This window comes from Streptacidiphilus rugosus AM-16 (assembly GCF_000744655.1).
GTDB lineage: Bacteria > Actinomycetota > Actinomycetes > Streptomycetales > Streptomycetaceae > Streptacidiphilus > Streptacidiphilus rugosus.
Map to the genome: position 1 here is coordinate 2,238,674 of NZ_JQMJ01000004.1, position 13,973 is coordinate 2,252,646.

At 72.6% G+C, this 13,973-nt stretch carries 15 protein-coding genes, 1 other RNA gene and 1 pseudogene; 8 read left to right on the top strand and 9 right to left on the bottom strand.

Annotated features, from left to right (window positions below; genetic code table 11):
* Positions 1-9: 9 nt before the first annotated feature.
* The 4 genes from rnpB to BS83_RS19275 all read left to right on the top strand — a co-directional run bounded on the left by rnpB (position 10) and on the right by BS83_RS19275 (position 2,861).
* An RNA gene (gene rnpB / locus BS83_RS42715) (RNase P RNA component class A) lies at positions 10-411 on the top strand.
* Between the two features lie 181 nt (positions 412-592).
* Complete coding sequence (locus tag BS83_RS19260) at positions 593-1,168, top strand: hypothetical protein (RefSeq protein ID WP_037604954.1); 576 nt, start codon at positions 593-595, stop codon at positions 1,166-1,168.
* A gap of 109 nt (positions 1,169-1,277) precedes the next feature.
* A complete protein-coding gene (locus tag BS83_RS46535; RefSeq protein ID WP_198035261.1) occupies positions 1,278-2,171 on the top strand; it encodes a hypothetical protein in 894 nt (297 codons plus the stop codon).
* Between the two features lie 84 nt (positions 2,172-2,255).
* Positions 2,256-2,861, top strand: a complete 606-nt coding sequence (locus BS83_RS19275; protein ID WP_198035262.1) for a GNAT family N-acetyltransferase — start codon at positions 2,256-2,258, stop codon at positions 2,859-2,861.
* A 46-nt stretch (positions 2,862-2,907) separates the two neighbouring features.
* Here the strand turns inward: BS83_RS19275 and BS83_RS19280 are convergent, their stop codons facing one another.
* From BS83_RS19280 to BS83_RS19290, 4 genes are all read right to left on the bottom strand, one after another.
* Entirely contained in the window at positions 2,908-3,885 is a 978-nt protein-coding gene (locus BS83_RS19280; protein ID WP_037604956.1) for an MBL fold metallo-hydrolase, read from the bottom strand.
* Complete coding sequence (locus tag BS83_RS45525; RefSeq protein ID WP_157597240.1) at positions 3,882-4,043, bottom strand: hypothetical protein; 162 nt, start codon at positions 4,041-4,043, stop codon at positions 3,882-3,884. The genes BS83_RS19280 and BS83_RS45525 overlap by 4 nt, the downstream gene beginning before the upstream one ends.
* 104 nt (positions 4,044-4,147) lie before the next feature.
* Positions 4,148-5,047 carry a hypothetical protein gene (locus tag BS83_RS19285; RefSeq protein ID WP_157597241.1) on the bottom strand — a complete coding sequence of 300 codons (900 nt, stop codon included), beginning with the start codon at positions 5,045-5,047 and terminating at the stop codon, positions 4,148-4,150.
* A gap of 46 nt (positions 5,048-5,093) precedes the next feature.
* The gene (locus BS83_RS19290) at positions 5,094-5,732 is read right to left on the bottom strand and encodes a DedA family protein (RefSeq protein WP_037604958.1); all 639 of its coding nucleotides are present in this window, start codon (positions 5,730-5,732) and stop codon (positions 5,094-5,096) included.
* A gap of 321 nt (positions 5,733-6,053) precedes the next feature.
* Between BS83_RS19290 and BS83_RS19295 the strand changes: the two genes are divergently transcribed.
* Together BS83_RS19295 and BS83_RS19300 are read left to right on the top strand one after the other, a co-directional pair.
* A complete protein-coding gene (locus tag BS83_RS19295) occupies positions 6,054-7,283 on the top strand; it encodes an acyltransferase family protein (protein WP_051943356.1) in 1,230 nt (409 codons plus the stop codon).
* Between the two features lie 226 nt (positions 7,284-7,509).
* Positions 7,510-8,826: a UDP-glucose dehydrogenase family protein gene (locus BS83_RS19300; protein WP_037604959.1), complete on the top strand. Its 1,317-nt coding sequence runs from the start codon at positions 7,510-7,512 to the stop codon at positions 8,824-8,826.
* 77 nt (positions 8,827-8,903) lie between these two features.
* On the opposite strand, the gene BS83_RS19305 is transcribed toward BS83_RS19300, so the two are convergent.
* Positions 8,904-9,959 (bottom strand): sigma-70 family RNA polymerase sigma factor, encoded by a 1,056-nt coding sequence (locus BS83_RS19305; RefSeq protein WP_037604960.1) that lies wholly within the window; start codon positions 9,957-9,959, stop codon positions 8,904-8,906.
* A 69-nt stretch (positions 9,960-10,028) separates the two neighbouring features.
* On the opposite strand from BS83_RS19305, the gene BS83_RS19310 reads away from it, so the two are divergent.
* Complete coding sequence (locus BS83_RS19310) at positions 10,029-10,388, top strand: VOC family protein (RefSeq protein WP_037604961.1); 360 nt, start codon at positions 10,029-10,031, stop codon at positions 10,386-10,388.
* Between the two features lie 39 nt (positions 10,389-10,427).
* Entirely contained in the window at positions 10,428-11,108 is a 681-nt protein-coding gene (locus BS83_RS19315) for a maleylpyruvate isomerase family mycothiol-dependent enzyme (RefSeq protein WP_037604962.1), read from the top strand.
* Here BS83_RS19315 and BS83_RS19320 read toward each other — a convergent pair.
* The 4 genes and pseudogenes from BS83_RS19320 to BS83_RS19335 all read right to left on the bottom strand — a co-directional run bounded on the left by BS83_RS19320 (position 11,078) and on the right by BS83_RS19335 (position 13,953).
* A complete protein-coding gene (locus tag BS83_RS19320) occupies positions 11,078-11,941 on the bottom strand; it encodes a class II glutamine amidotransferase (RefSeq protein ID WP_037604963.1) in 864 nt (287 codons plus the stop codon). The genes BS83_RS19315 and BS83_RS19320 overlap by 31 nt on opposite strands.
* A 52-nt stretch (positions 11,942-11,993) precedes the next feature.
* A pseudogene (locus BS83_RS48930) lies at positions 11,994-12,301 on the bottom strand (SHOCT domain-containing protein).
* 87 nt (positions 12,302-12,388) lie between these two features.
* Positions 12,389-12,835 (bottom strand): DUF6325 family protein, encoded by a 447-nt coding sequence (locus tag BS83_RS19330; RefSeq protein ID WP_198035263.1) that lies wholly within the window; start codon positions 12,833-12,835, stop codon positions 12,389-12,391.
* 140 nt (positions 12,836-12,975) lie between these two features.
* The gene (locus BS83_RS19335; RefSeq protein WP_051943358.1) at positions 12,976-13,953 is read right to left on the bottom strand and encodes a hypothetical protein; all 978 of its coding nucleotides are present in this window, start codon (positions 13,951-13,953) and stop codon (positions 12,976-12,978) included.
* Positions 13,954-13,973: the final 20 nt, after the last annotated feature.

The window sequence follows — 13,973 nt, forward strand, 5'->3', positions numbered from 1 at the left end:
CACGGCGGACGAGCCGGCCGGGCGGTCGCGTCGGGTCCCTAGCGGGGCCCGCCGAGGAACGTCCGGGCTCCACAGGGCAGGGTGGTGGCTAACGGCCACCCGGGGTGACCCGCGGGACAGTGCCACAGAAAACAGACCGCCCGACGCTTCGGCGTCGGGTAAGGGTGAAACGGTGGTGTAAGAGACCACCAGCGTCCAGGGTGACCTGGACGGCTCGGTAAACCCCACCTGGAGCAAGGTCAAGATGGGCGTCCTCGGACGCCCTGCGCTGACGCCTGAGGGCTGCCCGCCCGAGTCAGCGGGTAGACCGCTTGAGGCGGCCGGCAACGGTCGCCCTAGATGGATGACCGCCTCCGCGCGGGCCGCAAGGCCCCCGCGAGACAGAACCCGGCGTACAGGCCGACTCGTCCGCCCTTTGGGCCGTTGAACTGCGCGTTTGCAGCGCGCACAGTCGCCCCGCGAGTGTGCGCCGAAGGTGCACGGGTGCGGACCCTTGAATCGCCCCCAGGGCGCGTCAAGCCGTCGCCCGGGAGGTCCACCGGCTTGCCATGAGGGGCGCAGGGCGTTCTCAGGCGTGTCCGGAGGGTCGACGATGGCGTTCAAGACCGGAGCCGACTTCGGATTGGCCGGCCGGGACGAGTGGACCTATACGCCGGCTGTCGGCGTGGGACCGCTCCGGTTCGGTATGACCGTCCACGAAGTGGTCGGGGCGGCTGACGTTCTTGGCCAGGCGAGGGTGAGCGACAGCGTCCGGCACCACGCGATCTTCTCGTCGACTTGGAAGGTCGAAGTCCACCGACGCGGGGCGGCTCCCTCTCCACCTGCCGTCACGGCCTATGTGAGCCAAGCCGTGGGGCTGTTCTGCATCGCTGCCAACGCCGCGTACGGTCCCCAGGTCGCTCACGACGGACTCCTGCTGGTCGGGAGAGATCTGTCGGAACTGGAGAGCGAGGCCATCGCACACGCCGAGGCAGTGGACGCTCGCCTTCGCTACACGCCCGAGGGCTACGCGGGACCGGACGATCCCGGGGTCGTCGTACGTGGGCAACTGGTCGGGCAGGTCCTACGATCGCGACCGCTGTTCATGGTGATCCGGGACGGTGCGAACACCGAATGGGACTCAGTGCCCTCCGAGGAGTACCACCAGGACGGTCCGTTCACGACCTGACGTGGTGTCTGCCGGTGGGCACTCCGTGATGATGACCGCCGAAGGCGACAAGTGGCTCCAGGCTCCTGGCCGGCTTGATCACGGAGGCTCGGGCGGCTTCAATCGGCGCGTGACCGAGAGCTATGTCGACCTCGGGGCCGTGACGGCTCCCTCAGGAGTCCTCGTGCTGGGCATGGCGGCCTGGATCGATTTCTGGCCCGAGACCGGCCGGCAACTGTCCGAGCGCGCGTTCGCTGCCGTGGCCTCGGGTGGTGCCCATCTCTACGAGCCTGTCGACGGACGGCCCCGCCCGTGGAGCGGCGAGGCGATCGTCGTGCAGGCCGCAGCGCACCGACCGCTTCCGGTACGAGCGCTGACCTCACCCTCGCCGTTCGACGGGGGACCGACGATCTCGGTCCTCGAGGTCGACCTGGGTCTGCCGTGGCCCGAGGATCGCGGCGCCGGACCGCTGGCGCTTGGCGACCTGCCAGTGGACCGGTGCGGGATGGTGCTCGGTGACGCGCAGGCTCTGGACGGCTTCTCAGGTCTGGACGGAGAGTCCCTCGACGGCCTGGCCGACGTCACCTACTGGGGCAAGTACGAGGGCGATGTTCACGCCGAGTTCGGCGGTGAACGCGTCCCTCAGCACCACAGTGGATACGGTCCGCGCGGGTGGCTGGACCTGCCACTCACCGAGGCGGAGGCGCTCGCGGAGAGGCTCCAAGGGTGGATTCGCGACGGCCCGGGGAAAGGGCTCATGGTCGCGGTCGACGCGCACACCGACTACCACCGGTTGAACCGGGCGGGCTGGAACCACGCCCTGCTGGCCGGTGTCGCGGAGGTCGGCGGCTGTCCGGTGCTCGGTATCGGCTGGGACCCCGGCGACCACTCCATCCGCCACCACGGTGAGCGTGCCTATGGACAGGTCTACCCAGCCACCCTCGAATCCCTCGCCGACACGACCGTTCTTCGATGGACCGTCCCGCCCTACTCGCCCGGGCCGGAGGACAGTCCGGCGAGTTGACCCCGCCTCACCCGCACCATCGAAGGAGTACGTCCGATGTCCTGGCCCGGAAGGCAGTCTCCCTGCACAGATGGTGTGCACGAGGTGACCGTCGGAGGACTCATCGTGCGCTCACCGGTCGACGATCTCGACTTTCTGGGATCGATGGCCGGGGCCTATGACGACGGCGCCCAGCGCTGGCTTGCCTGGAACCAAGAGGGCCCTGTTGCGGAGACCCGTGACTGGTTCTTCAACGTCGACGACGCCAACCGTGAGCACATGCACCAGCACCTCGACAACAGCGCCGAGCGCCACTACCTCGATGGTCTCGAGTACCGGCACCTGATCGTCGTCGATCGCGAACACGGTCGCTACGCCGGAGCGGTGCAGCTGTTCGAGGATCAGGTCAACGCATGGCTCGCACCACACTTCCGCAGCAGGAATCTGGGCGCCGACCTCTTCGCCGCCGCAGCGAAGATGGCCCACCAGCACCTGGGACTCAAGGAGCTGTACGCCGTCGTAGCGGAACAGAACCTGCCCGCCCTCTCGGCCCTCCGCCTCGCCGGCTTCCAGGATGCCCCCGCCACGACGGAGACCGAGCAGCCGGAGCCAGGGACCCTCGCGCTGCGGCACCGGACGCGGTTCGCACGAACCTGCGTGACCGGCCACAGCACCTTCCGACTGCTTCCGGATGACCTCGAGCTTTCGTAGACGCCCCGCTCGGCGGGTACGTCGGGGTCGCAGGCAGGGACCGGCGTCAGTGTGGTTCGCGGGTCGACCAGGCGCGCGGGTAGGGCACCCGCAAGGACTCGGCCGGGACGGGGGTGTGGTCGGCCGCGGCGCGGAGTCGGCCGTCGCGGTGGAGGACGGCGCCGCTGTCCAGCATGGTGTGCACCAGGTCGGCAGCCAGCACTTCGGGGGTGAGGTTCAGCAGCTGGGCCGCGTCGGTCAGCCAGGGCTGGGCGTGGAGGTAGGGCTCGACCTCGGCGGACGGGAGGCCGTCACGGATCATCAGGGCGAAGGCGAAGATGCGGCGGGCCCCGTACCAGACGGCTCCGGCCGGGTCGTCGACCAGGCGCTGGGCGCGGCGCAGGGCGGCGGAGAAGGCCGTGGCCGGGTCGGTGAGGATCGGCCCGTGGGAGGGGAGGATGAGGCGCGGGCGGAGGGCGGCGATCTTGTGGAGTGAGGTCAGCGCGACAGCGGCGGCGTCAGGGCCGTCCAGGGCGAGGTTGACCCAGCCGACGTCGTAGGCGGACAGGGCGTCGCCCGCCACCAGCAGCCGCTCTTCCGGGTGCCACAGCGCCAGGTGGCCGGGGGTGTGACCGGGCGTCCGCACGACCTGCCAGTCGGCGTCCCCGAGCCGCAGGACCTGGCCGTCGGCCAGCGGCACGTCCACCGTGTAGGGGGCGACGGGCTGGTCCAGGTACTCGGCCGCGCAGCAGCCCGCGTTCCGTTCCCTGACCGCCTCGGCCTCCGGGGTGCCGGCCGCGACGGCGGCGCCGTGGGTCTGGAGGAGGGAGTTGCCGCCGACGTGGTCGGAGTGCCAGTGGGTGTTCACGACCAGGTCGATCGCGCCGGCGTGGCCGTGGGCCCAGGCGGCGGTCTCCTCGGCGTGACCGACGAATCCGGTGTCGACCAGAGCTGCTCGCCGCCCGTGGAGCAGGAGCGTGTTGGCGTCGGGGAAGGGGCGCTGCCACCAGGTAGCCCAGGACGGCAGCCCGAGGTCCCCGCTCACCGCCCGGGCCGGTTCGGCAGCAGGAGGTACACGCGACCCGGCGCGGTCCGCGTGATGCGGGCGCCCGGACGGGTCATCAGTCCGTGGCGGTCGAAGCCGACTCGGTCGCGGGTCCGCACCTCGGAGCTCGCCTGCCGGGGCCTGGTCTGCTCGTCCACGTGCTCTCCTTCGGTGTCGCCGTCGCCTGCGCGAGTCTGTCAGCCGACCGAGCGATGATCCACCAGGAGAGGGCTCCGCGGACGAGCGTCACGGCACCGGCGGGTCAACCGGCCGGGAAGGTGACCTGGAGGAGTGCCAGCACGCGGGCCTGGTAGTCGGTGGTGGCGGTGTTCAGGTTCGTCGGGGCGAAGGCCTCCGTGGTGGTGATCGTCGCGGTCTGGCAGCCGGAGTGGGCGGCGATCAGGCTCGCCGCGGGCGCGGTGGAGGCGGCGGTGTAGAAGTCCAGTCGAAGCGTGCCGCCGCGGTCGTTCGGGCAGTTGCGCACGCCCGGTGCGAGGAGGGGGAGCGCGTCGGTCATGGCGGCGACCTGGCGGATCGTCCCGGCGTCGGTGACGGTCCGGAGGACGACGCTCTCCGGGGCCGCCGCCGTGGTCGCGCGCACGACGAGCCGGACGACGCCTGCGGGGATCCTGTCGTGCGCGGAGCGGACCCCGACGTGGACCTCCATCGCGTCCACCCGGAGCAGGGTCGCCCGGTGGAAGGCCACGGCCGTCATCATCAGCGTGCGTTCCTGATAGCCCGCCTGGTCGGGGAGGGTGAAGGACCGCGTCAGAGCGACCACACCGCCGACGCCGGTCCCGTCGGCGGAGCCGCCCGGCGTCGACCCGGCCGGGCCGTGCGCGGCGAACCACGTCTGCGCCTGCTCCGGCGTCCCGGTGACGCTCCACCAGGAGGTGGCGATCTGCAACTGGTCGGCCGTCGGACTCATCGCCGGTCGGTCGACCGGCCGCGGCGCGCCTGACGGCTCTCCGGACAGGCGCACGGCGCCGGGCGGCGGCAGGAAATCCGCCAACAGCTGCGCAGCCGCGTTCCCCGCGACCACGGGGGCGGTCCGCCCGACGTCGGTCGGGCGGACCGACAGGGACGGCGGGGGCGACGAAGGCGACGAGGCGCAGCCGGCGAGCAGGCCGCCGACGCAGAACACGGGTACGAGAGCGCGCATCCAGGTCCTCATGCCGATCCGACGCGCCGCCAGGAGAACCGGTTCCTCACGACTCCTCGCGCGCCCGCTTGCGTGCGCGCCACCAGGCGCGCAGCACCAGGCCGACGATCACCAGCACCACGGCGGCCAGCAGGAAGAACTGGTAGCGGAGCGCCTGCCGGTAGAGCGGGCCGATATTCGTGCCGGCGCTGTACCCGAGTGCCGTCCACGCGCCGACCCAGGCCGCAGCGCCGAGCGCGTTCCACGGCGTGAACCTGCGGTGCGGCATCTCGTTCGAACCCGCCAGCAGGCCGTTGGTCTGGCGCAGCACGTCGATGAAGCGCGCGATCACGACGACCCTGGAGCCTCGCCGCCGGTAGAAGTCCTCGGCCTTGGCGTACCGCTCGGGGGTGAGCCGCACGTAGCGTCCGAAGCGGTTGATCAACCGCGTCCCCTCGCGGCGGCCGAGCAGGTACGCGATCTCGGCCCCGGCGATCGCCGCGAGCCATCCGACGACGGCCACCGCCAGGACGTTCATGCGACCGGTGCCCGCGTAGACCGCCGCGACGATCAGCAGCGTCTGTCCCGGGACCGGGATCAGCATGTTGTCGAGCGCTACCAGCAGCGCGAGCGAGGCATAGCCGTAGTGGTCCAGCAGCGGCTGCAGAGCGGCCAGGGGGCCGGGAAGTCCGCCGGTGTCAGCCACGCCGCTCACCTGCCCGCGCCGCCGCCGGGTGCGGGCCGCGCCGCTGCGCTGCCGGCATGTCGGCCTCCAGTCGTCGGTCGGACGGGCGGACGAGCGGCGTCCCGTCCGGTTCCGTCACGCGCTCCTACCCGCTCGGTCGGCGTCCCCACATCCCAGGGTGCGCGCCAGACGGCGGAACCGGCGAGCCGGAACCGACCGGCGCCCGGACGCCTCAGGGCCCATCGGGTCCGACACACCGCATGCGATCGAATAAGCTTTCGCGGTGCCGCACTCGCGTGCGTGTCACCAGTGGTCGTTCGGAACACGCGAGACGGGTGGGGGATGGGCAAGCGCGACACCGGCATGGGCCGTGGACTGTGGGCCACCAGGGGGAGCCTGGATCGGCTGATGAAGGGGCGGGCCAACGGCTTCGGGCTGATCCGCCTCGTGCTGGCCGTGTCCGTGGTGATATCCCACGCGAACCCGCTCGGCTTCCACCGGGACGACGTGGGGACGAGGTTCTCCGGCTCCCAGACGAACCTGGGCACCGTGGCGGTGATCGGGTTCTTCGTGATCTCGGGCTACGTCATCACCGGAAGCGCCAAGCGCCTGTCCGTCGGCCGCTACGCGTGGCACCGGGCCCTGCGGATCCTGCCGGGCATGTGGACCTGCGTCCTGTTCACCGCCTTCGCCCTGGCCCCCGTGCTCTACCACCACGAGCACCACACCCTGACGGGCTTCCACCTCCACGATCCGCTCGACTACGTCGCCGCGATGTGGAACGTCTCGAACGACGGCGGCGACATCGCGAGGGTCCTCGCCACCGGGATGCACCACCACACGAACTTCAACGTGAACTTCAACGGCGCGCTGTGGTCGCTCCGCTACGAGGTGCTCTGCTACATCGTGATCGGCGTCCTGGCCGCCGGCGGCACCCTGCTCCGCGCCCGGCGCACCGTGCCGCTGGTCGCCGGCTGCCTGTGGATCTTGATGATCATGAATCTGTGGGACGCCCCCAGTCTGCGCGCGGCCCCGAACGAGCCCTACACCTGGCTGCAGCTGCCGCTGCTCGGCGGCATGGACACCCACTTCGTCATCTACCTCGGCTTCACCTTCCTGCTCGGCTCCACCATGGAGCTGTACCGCGAGCGCATACCGGTCAACGACCTGCTCGCCCTCGCCTGCGCCGCGCTGCTCCTCGGCTCCCTGCGCTACGGCGCCTTCTACGTGGTCGGCTGCCCGGCCTTCGCCTACCTGCTGATCTGGGCCGGCGTCCGGACCCCGCGACAGCTGCACTGGGTCGGCCGCAGGAACGACCACTCCTACGGCCTCTACATCTACGGCTTCCTCGTCGAGCAGACGCTCTCCCTGCTGGGCTTCGCCCACCGCGGACGGATCGTCTACACACTGCTCGCCGTCGCCGTCACCTGGGTGCTCGCCTGGCTCTCCTGGCACCTGGTCGAGAAGCAGGCCATGCGCCTGAAGGGCTGGACGCCGGGTCGTCCGACGGACCGACCGGTGCCCCCGCAGCCGGAGCCGACCCGCAGCCTGGAGACCTCGTCCGTGGCCTGACGCCCGTGCCGAGCGGGGCGGCTGCGCCGTCGGGGCGCGGCACGCCCGCCGCGGGGCGGCCCGTGACCGAGCGGTCCGGGCGTGGGGATATAGTCCACACTCCTTGCAGGACGAGCTCCGCGACGGACGCACGCCCCCGGCGGGAGCCGGGGGTGCCCGAAGCCGTGCGGCGGTCCCACTGGAGTTCCGCGCCCGCAAGCGTGCTCTCGCGCTCGAAGGGAAACACATGCGGATCACGGTGATAGGCACCGGCTACCTCGGCGCCACCCACGCCGCCTGCATGGCGGCGATCGGACACGACGTGCTGGGCGTGGACATCGACCCGGACCGGATCACCGCCCTGACCGCCGGTCAGCTGCCCTTCTACGAGCCCGGCCTGGGTGACCTGCTCACCGAGCAGACGCAGACGGGGCGGCTGCGGTTCACCGACTCCTACGAGGAGGCCGCCGCCTTCGGCGAGGTCCACTTCGTCTGCGTGGGAACCCCGCAGCGCGGCGACAGCGGCGCCGCGGACGTCAGCCACCTCGACGCCGCGATCGACTCCCTGGCCCCGCACCTGCACCGGCCCTGCCTGGTGGTCGGAAAGTCCACCGTGCCCGTCGGCACCGCCGCCCGGCTCGCCGAACGCCTCGCCACGGCCGCGCCCGTCGGCGCCGGTGCCACGCTCGCCTGGAACCCCGAGTTCCTGCGCGAGGGCTTCGCCGTGGCGGACACCCTGCACCCGGACCGGCTGGTCCTCGGCGTCAGCGCGCAGGCCCCACAGGCCGAGGCGGCGCTGCGCGAGGTCTACGCGCCGCTCGACCCGCAGCCGCCCTTCGTGGTCACCGACCTGGCCACCGCCGAGCTCGTCAAGGTCTCCGCCAACGCCTTCCTCGCCACCAAGATCTCCTTCATCAACGCCATGGCCGAGGTGTGCGAAGCCACCGGCGCGGACGTGGTCCAGCTCGGCAGGGCGCTCTCCTACGACACCCGGATCGGCGGTCGCTTCCTCGGTCCTGGCGTCGGTTTCGGCGGCGGCTGCCTGCCCAAGGACATCCGCGCCTTCCAGGCCCGCGCCGAGGAACTCGGGGTGGGTCACGCCCTGCGGTTCCTCCACGAAGTGGACGCGATCAACCTGCGCCGTCGCGAGCGCGTCGTGGAGCTCACCACCGAGCTGTGCGGAGGCGGACTGGCGGGCCGCCGGATCGCCGTCTGGGGGGCGGCGTTCAAGCCCGACTCCGACGACGTCAGGGACGCGCCCGCGCTGACCGTGGCGGCGCGGCTGCACGCACTCGGCGCCGAGGTGAGCCTCTACGATCCGAAGGCCATGGACAACGCGCGGAAGCTGCAGCCGCAGCTCGGCTACGCCACCGACGCCCTGGCCGCCGCCGACGGCGCGCACGCCGTGGTGCTGCTGACGGAGTGGCCGGAGTTCCGCGATCTCGACCCCGCCGCGGTGGCCGCGGTCGTGGCCCGGCCGGTCGTCGTCGACGGGCGCAACGCCCTCGACCGGGAGCGGTGGGAGCGCGGCGGCTGGACCTACCGGGCGCTCGGACGGCCCTGACCCGAACGGAGCCCCCGGGCCGAGGGGCCGACGGGCCGACGCGCCGACGCGCCGACGCGCCGACGCGCCGGGCAGCCTCAGCCGATCGTGGTGGGCAGACCGAAGCGGCCGAAGAGGTCCGGGTCCAGGAACGAGGTGATCCCCGCGATGAGATCCTCACGGAGGTCCAGGACGGCGATGGACCAGGCGCCGTGCGGGAGTGCGGGGTCGGCCGCGAGGTAGAAGGCGACGGCGGGCTGGCCGTTCGCGGTGGTCAGCTTGTGGCGCCAGCTGGGGCAGCGGGTGATGGGGACCTGGATCGCGAAGTCGGAGACCGCGGCGATGCCCCGGTACCAGTGCGGCAGCGGCGGCATCGACCAGGTGACGTCCTCCGTGAGCAGGGCGATCAGGGCCGCGGCGTCGCCGCGCTCCAGCGCGCCCGCGAAGTCGGCCGCCAGGCGGCGGGCGGCCGGGTCGCCGAGGGTGCGCAGGGTCTGCTGCTGGCTCCTGGCCGGGAGCCGGGAGGCGAGGACGCGACGGGCGCGGGCCAGGGCGGAGTTCACCGAGGTGGTGGAGGTGGCCATCATGGCGGCGATTTCGGCCGCCGAGAATCCGAGGACGTCGAAGAGCAGCAGCGCCGCCCGCTGGTTGCCCGGCAGATGCTGACAGGCGGCGACGAAGGCGAGCTCGACGGCCTCCCGCTGCTCGTAGCGCGCCGCCGGACCGGCCGGATCGGCGTGCGGCAGCGCGGCGTCCGGGTAGGGGCCGAGCCAGGCGACGTCGGTGCGCGGGGCCTGGTCGAGCACGGCGTGCTCGCTCGACGGGCCCAGGTCCACCGGCATCGCCCGGCGGCCGCGGGCCTCGACCAGGTCGAGGCAGACCCGGGTGGCCACGGTGTACAGCCAGGTGCGCAGGCTGCTGCGGCCCTCGAACCCGGCCAGGCCCCGCCAGGCGCGCACCAGCGCCTCCTGCACGGCGTCCTCGGCGTCGTGCACGGAACCGAGCATCCGGTAGCAGTGGGCCCGCAGCTCTCCGCGCAGCGGGCTCACCAGGCGGGTGAAGGCGGCGTCGTCCCCGTGCTGGGCGCGGGCGAGGTCGGCGTCCGGGACGCCCGGATCATCACGCCGGGTACTCGCCGAAGAAATCTCACCCATGAGCGACGATTCTGCCGCACTCCGACGGTCTCACCCAGGAACACGTCACCGCGCCGAGGAGGCCCGCTCATGAGCTCGACCGACCGTCCGCATGCACCCGCCTGGTTCGACATCTCCACCCCCGACGCCCCGCGGGCCCGACGCTTCTACCAGGACCTGTTCGGGTGGCAGGTCGACGTCATCGGCGGGGACTACGCTCTCGTCGGCGGGGTCGACGGCCGGCCGCAGGGCGGGATCGGTCAGGCGGGCACGGACAGTCCTTACACGGGGTTCGTCGCCTACTTCCCTGTCGACGACGTCGACACCGCGCTCGCCCGCGCCGAGCGGCTGGGCGGCAGCCGCGTGCTGCCCCCGACCGACACACCCGTCAGCCGGATCGCGGTGTTCACCGATCCCGACGGCAACCACGTCGGCCTGGTCGGCCGCTGACCCGTCGGCCCCGCAGAGGAACACAGGAGCGCACCCCGAATGACGTCACCGAATCCGACCCGCGGCACCTGGTCGCTGATCCACGCCGAGCGGGCCGCCCTGGCGGCCGACCTCGCGGAGCTCACCGCGGAGCAGTGGGACACCCCGTCCCTCTGCGAAGGGCTCACCGTCCGCGAGGTCCTCGCGCACCTGAGCGCCGGAGCCGCCCTCAATCCCGTGCGGTGGCTGGCCGGGGTGGTCCGCTGCCGCTTCGACTTCGATCGGCAGGTCGCCATGCGGCTGGCGGAGCGCATGGGCGACACCCCGGCCGAGACGCTGGAGGACTTCCGCCGGGTGCTCACCAGCACCACCAGGCCGGGGGTCCCGGTCACGGCGATGCTCGGGGAGACGATCGTGCACGGCGAGGACATCCGCCGACCGCTCGGGATCCGGCGCGACCACCCCGTCGCGGCCCTGAGCGCACTGGCCGCCTACTACCAGGGCTCCGACCTGCCGGTGCTCTCCAGGAGCCGCGTCCACGGACTGCGGCTGACGGCGAGCGACGGCCCCTTCGCCGCGGGCGACGGGCCCGAGGTGTCCGGCACCACCCTCGCGCTGGTCATGGCGATGGCCGGCCGGGCCGACCACCACCACGAGCTCGACGGCGACGGCGTCGCCGTCCTGCACGAGCGCCACGGGCTGGGCCCGGCTCAGCTGCGGGCTCTGGCCCGGTCCAGATAGGGCTGCAGCGGCGTCAACTCGTCCCTGCCGGGCTGGATCACGCCGCAGCTTCCCTCCGGCACCTCGTTCCAGGCGCCTTCGAGGGAGCTGAGCGGTTCGGAGACCACGATGCGGCTCTCCGGCGACAGGTCGGCCAGCCTGACGTCGTCCGGGTACATCCGCTTCAGGGTCTCGGGGGCGGTGCTGAAGAAGAGGGTGCGCGACCGGCCTTCGGTGGAGTAGCGGAAGACCCACATCCGCTCGCCGTCGGTCGTCGCCACCGTCATCTGCATCGCGTCGGCCACACCGTGCCGCTGGGCCGTCTCCTCCACCGCGCAGATCATCCGGGCGACCGCCATGGGCGGGTCGTCCTCCAGGCCGAAGCCGAGGGCCAGGTGGAACATCAGCTCCGAGTCGGTGGAGCCCTCGACGTCCTCCAGCCGAGCCGGCTCCAGCGCCAGCAGCAGGTCGCGCTTGAGTCGGGCGTAGCCGTTGATCAGGCCGTTGTGCATCCACAGCCACCGCCCGTGCCGGAACGGGTGGCAGTTGGTCTGCTGCACCGGCGTCCCGGTCGAGGCGCGGATGTGGGCGAAGAACAGCGGCGAACTGACGTTGTGCGCCAGGTCCTTCAGGTTCGTGTCGCTCCAGGCCGGAATCGTCGAGCGGTACAGCGCGGGCGCGCCGTCGGCGGAGACGGGCGGGTCGGGGTACCAGCCCACGCCCACGCCGTCGCCGTTGAGGGTCTCCACGCCCAGGCGCGCCTGCCGGCTCTGGTCGATCAGCGAGTCCTCCGGCCGGTAGACCAGCTCCTCGAGCAGGATCGGCGACCCGTAGTAGGCCAGCCATCGGCACATCCGCGCACGCTCCGTCCCCGGGAATCAGGTGGTCAGGCTCGGGTGGCCAGGCTCAGGTGGCGAGGATCCGCTGCTTCTGCGCGGCGAACTCCTCCTCGGTGAGCACGCCCTGGTCCCGCAGCTGCGCCAGGCCCTGCAGCTGGGAGATCTTGTCGTCCATGGTCGGCGGCCCGGCCGGCGCGGGTGCGGCCGGGGCGGGCGGCGGCGGGGCGGAGGCGGGGCCGCGTAGGCCTGCTCGGGAGCGGGGGCCTCCTGCGCCGCCCAGCGGCCCGCCTGGCGGCGGGAGACGCGGTTGGACACGGCGGTGGCCGTGCCCGCGACGACGGCGGTGCGCGCGACCCCGCGCAGCAGTCCTGGCATGTCGGGTTCCTCTCTCAGTGGTTCCGGTCGGCTCTCCGTGGCTCCGGTCGGCAGGCGGTTCTCCCCGCGCTGCACCCGCGCCGCACGTCAGCCCAGCGCCTCGAGCGCCTCCAGCGAGCGCATCAGGTCGTCCATCGGCACCCGGCCGCTGGCGACCACCTGGGCGCCGCCCCGGCGCAGGGCCGCGGCGAACGGGCCCGCCCAGGTGTTCTCGTAGATGAGGATCCCGGCCGAGTTCCCGGGCTCCAGCACGGAGGCCGCGTCGCCGAGGTCGCCCTCGTCCAGCAGTCCGGAGGAGACGCCCTCGAAGACGGCGAGGTCCAAGGTGCCGTCCCCGTCGAAGTCGGCGAGCTCCATCGCCGTGACCGTCCCGTCGGTGTCCTTGCGCACGAAGGCGAAGTCCAGGATGCGGATGATGCCCCGGTCCACGAGATCGATCAGCAGCGGCAGTCCCTCCCCCGTCATCCGGTTGCCAGGGAACTCGACCACCAGGTAGTCGATGGGTCCGCTCTCCATCAGAGCGTCTTCAGGCATGCCACGCTCCCTTCACACGGCAGCTGTCACCCGGCGTGGCGAGGCCGGGCGCACCTCCGACGCTACGGGCCCCGGCCCGTAGGCGAATCACCTGAGCCGGGTGATTGGGCCGTCCGTGTCGGAACTGCCCGTCGGGCCGTTCACGCCGCGCGCCGGTCGCGGGCCCGGCGGCGCAGTTGCCAGACGGCGCCCACGGCGATCGAGGATCCCGCCAGCACGAGTCCCAGCACCGGCCACTCCTGGTCGGCCAGGCGGGCGCCGGTCAGCAGGACCAGCGCGACCAGGGCCACGACCAGCAGCAGCGAGGCGACGGCGCGCACGACGGCCGCCAGCAGGCCAGGGTCGGCCCCGGCCCCGCCCTCCGCCTCGTTCGGCAGGGCCGTTTCGGCGCCGAAGTAGAAGACGCTCGCCCGCTCGGCGATCGCCCGTCCCGAGCGCCGGTAGGAGACGGCCATGTACGGCAGCCACACCAGGGGGGCCACCATCCCGACCACGATCACGAGGCCGAGCAGCAGCCACTGGCCGGCGTGCCGCAGCCGGGAGACCGACGAGCGGGTCGCCTCCGTCTGGCGCAGGCCCAGGATGCTCGCCATCCGCATCGTCACCCGCCACAGCCCGGCGGGCCGCCCGCCCCGGTGCCCCGCCGACGCCGCGTCGGCCGCATCAGCGACCGCCGCCCGGGCCAGCGCGGCGGCGGCGGATCCGGTGTCGGGGTAGGCGCCCTGGAGCACCAGCAGTTCGGCCGCCCGCTCCGAGGCCCGCGGATCCCGCCCGGCCAGGCAGGCGACCTCCAGCAGCAGCTGGGCCTGGGCCAGCAGCGCCCGACAGAACGCCACCGGGATCCAGGCCAGGAACGGCCCGCCGACGAAGGCGCCCTCGGTCACGGAGGTGCGCACCCCGTGGGCGATCACCTGTTCGCGCAGCAGCTCGGGATCGGCGTCCGGGAGGCGACTGCGCAGTCGCTCCACGCTCGCCCCGGCCCGCGGACCCATCTGCTGCACGGCGAAGACCGCCAGCTCCTCCGGCATGCGGCTCGGTTCGCGCCGGATCCGGGCCAGCAGCGAGCGCGCCCGGTCTTCGGCCGGGTCCTCGGACGGCGCAGGCCGCGTCCCTGCCATCGCCCGCCTCCTTGGTCCGT

Bases quoted from the DNA above. Each gene is read 5' to 3' on its own strand.
- BS83_RS19260 (WP_037604954.1), top strand. From the start codon at position 593: ATGGCGTTCAAGACCGGAGCCGACTTCGGATTGGCCGGCCGGGACGAG.
- BS83_RS19285 (WP_157597241.1), bottom strand. From the start codon at position 5,047: ATGCGCGCTCTCGTACCCGTGTTCTGCGTCGGCGGCCTGCTCGCCGGC.
- BS83_RS19295 (WP_051943356.1), top strand. From the start codon at position 6,054: ATGGGCAAGCGCGACACCGGCATGGGCCGTGGACTGTGGGCCACCAGG.
- BS83_RS19300 (WP_037604959.1), top strand. From the start codon at position 7,510: ATGCGGATCACGGTGATAGGCACCGGCTACCTCGGCGCCACCCACGCC.
- BS83_RS19305 (WP_037604960.1), bottom strand. From the start codon at position 9,959: ATGGGTGAGATTTCTTCGGCGAGTACCCGGCGTGATGATCCGGGCGTC.
- BS83_RS19310 (WP_037604961.1), top strand. From the start codon at position 10,029: ATGAGCTCGACCGACCGTCCGCATGCACCCGCCTGGTTCGACATCTCC.
- BS83_RS19315 (WP_037604962.1), top strand. From the start codon at position 10,428: ATGACGTCACCGAATCCGACCCGCGGCACCTGGTCGCTGATCCACGCC.
- BS83_RS19320 (WP_037604963.1), bottom strand. From the start codon at position 11,941: ATGTGCCGATGGCTGGCCTACTACGGGTCGCCGATCCTGCTCGAGGAG.
- BS83_RS19330 (WP_198035263.1), bottom strand. From the start codon at position 12,835: ATGCCTGAAGACGCTCTGATGGAGAGCGGACCCATCGACTACCTGGTG.
- BS83_RS19335 (WP_051943358.1), bottom strand. From the start codon at position 13,953: ATGGCAGGGACGCGGCCTGCGCCGTCCGAGGACCCGGCCGAAGACCGG.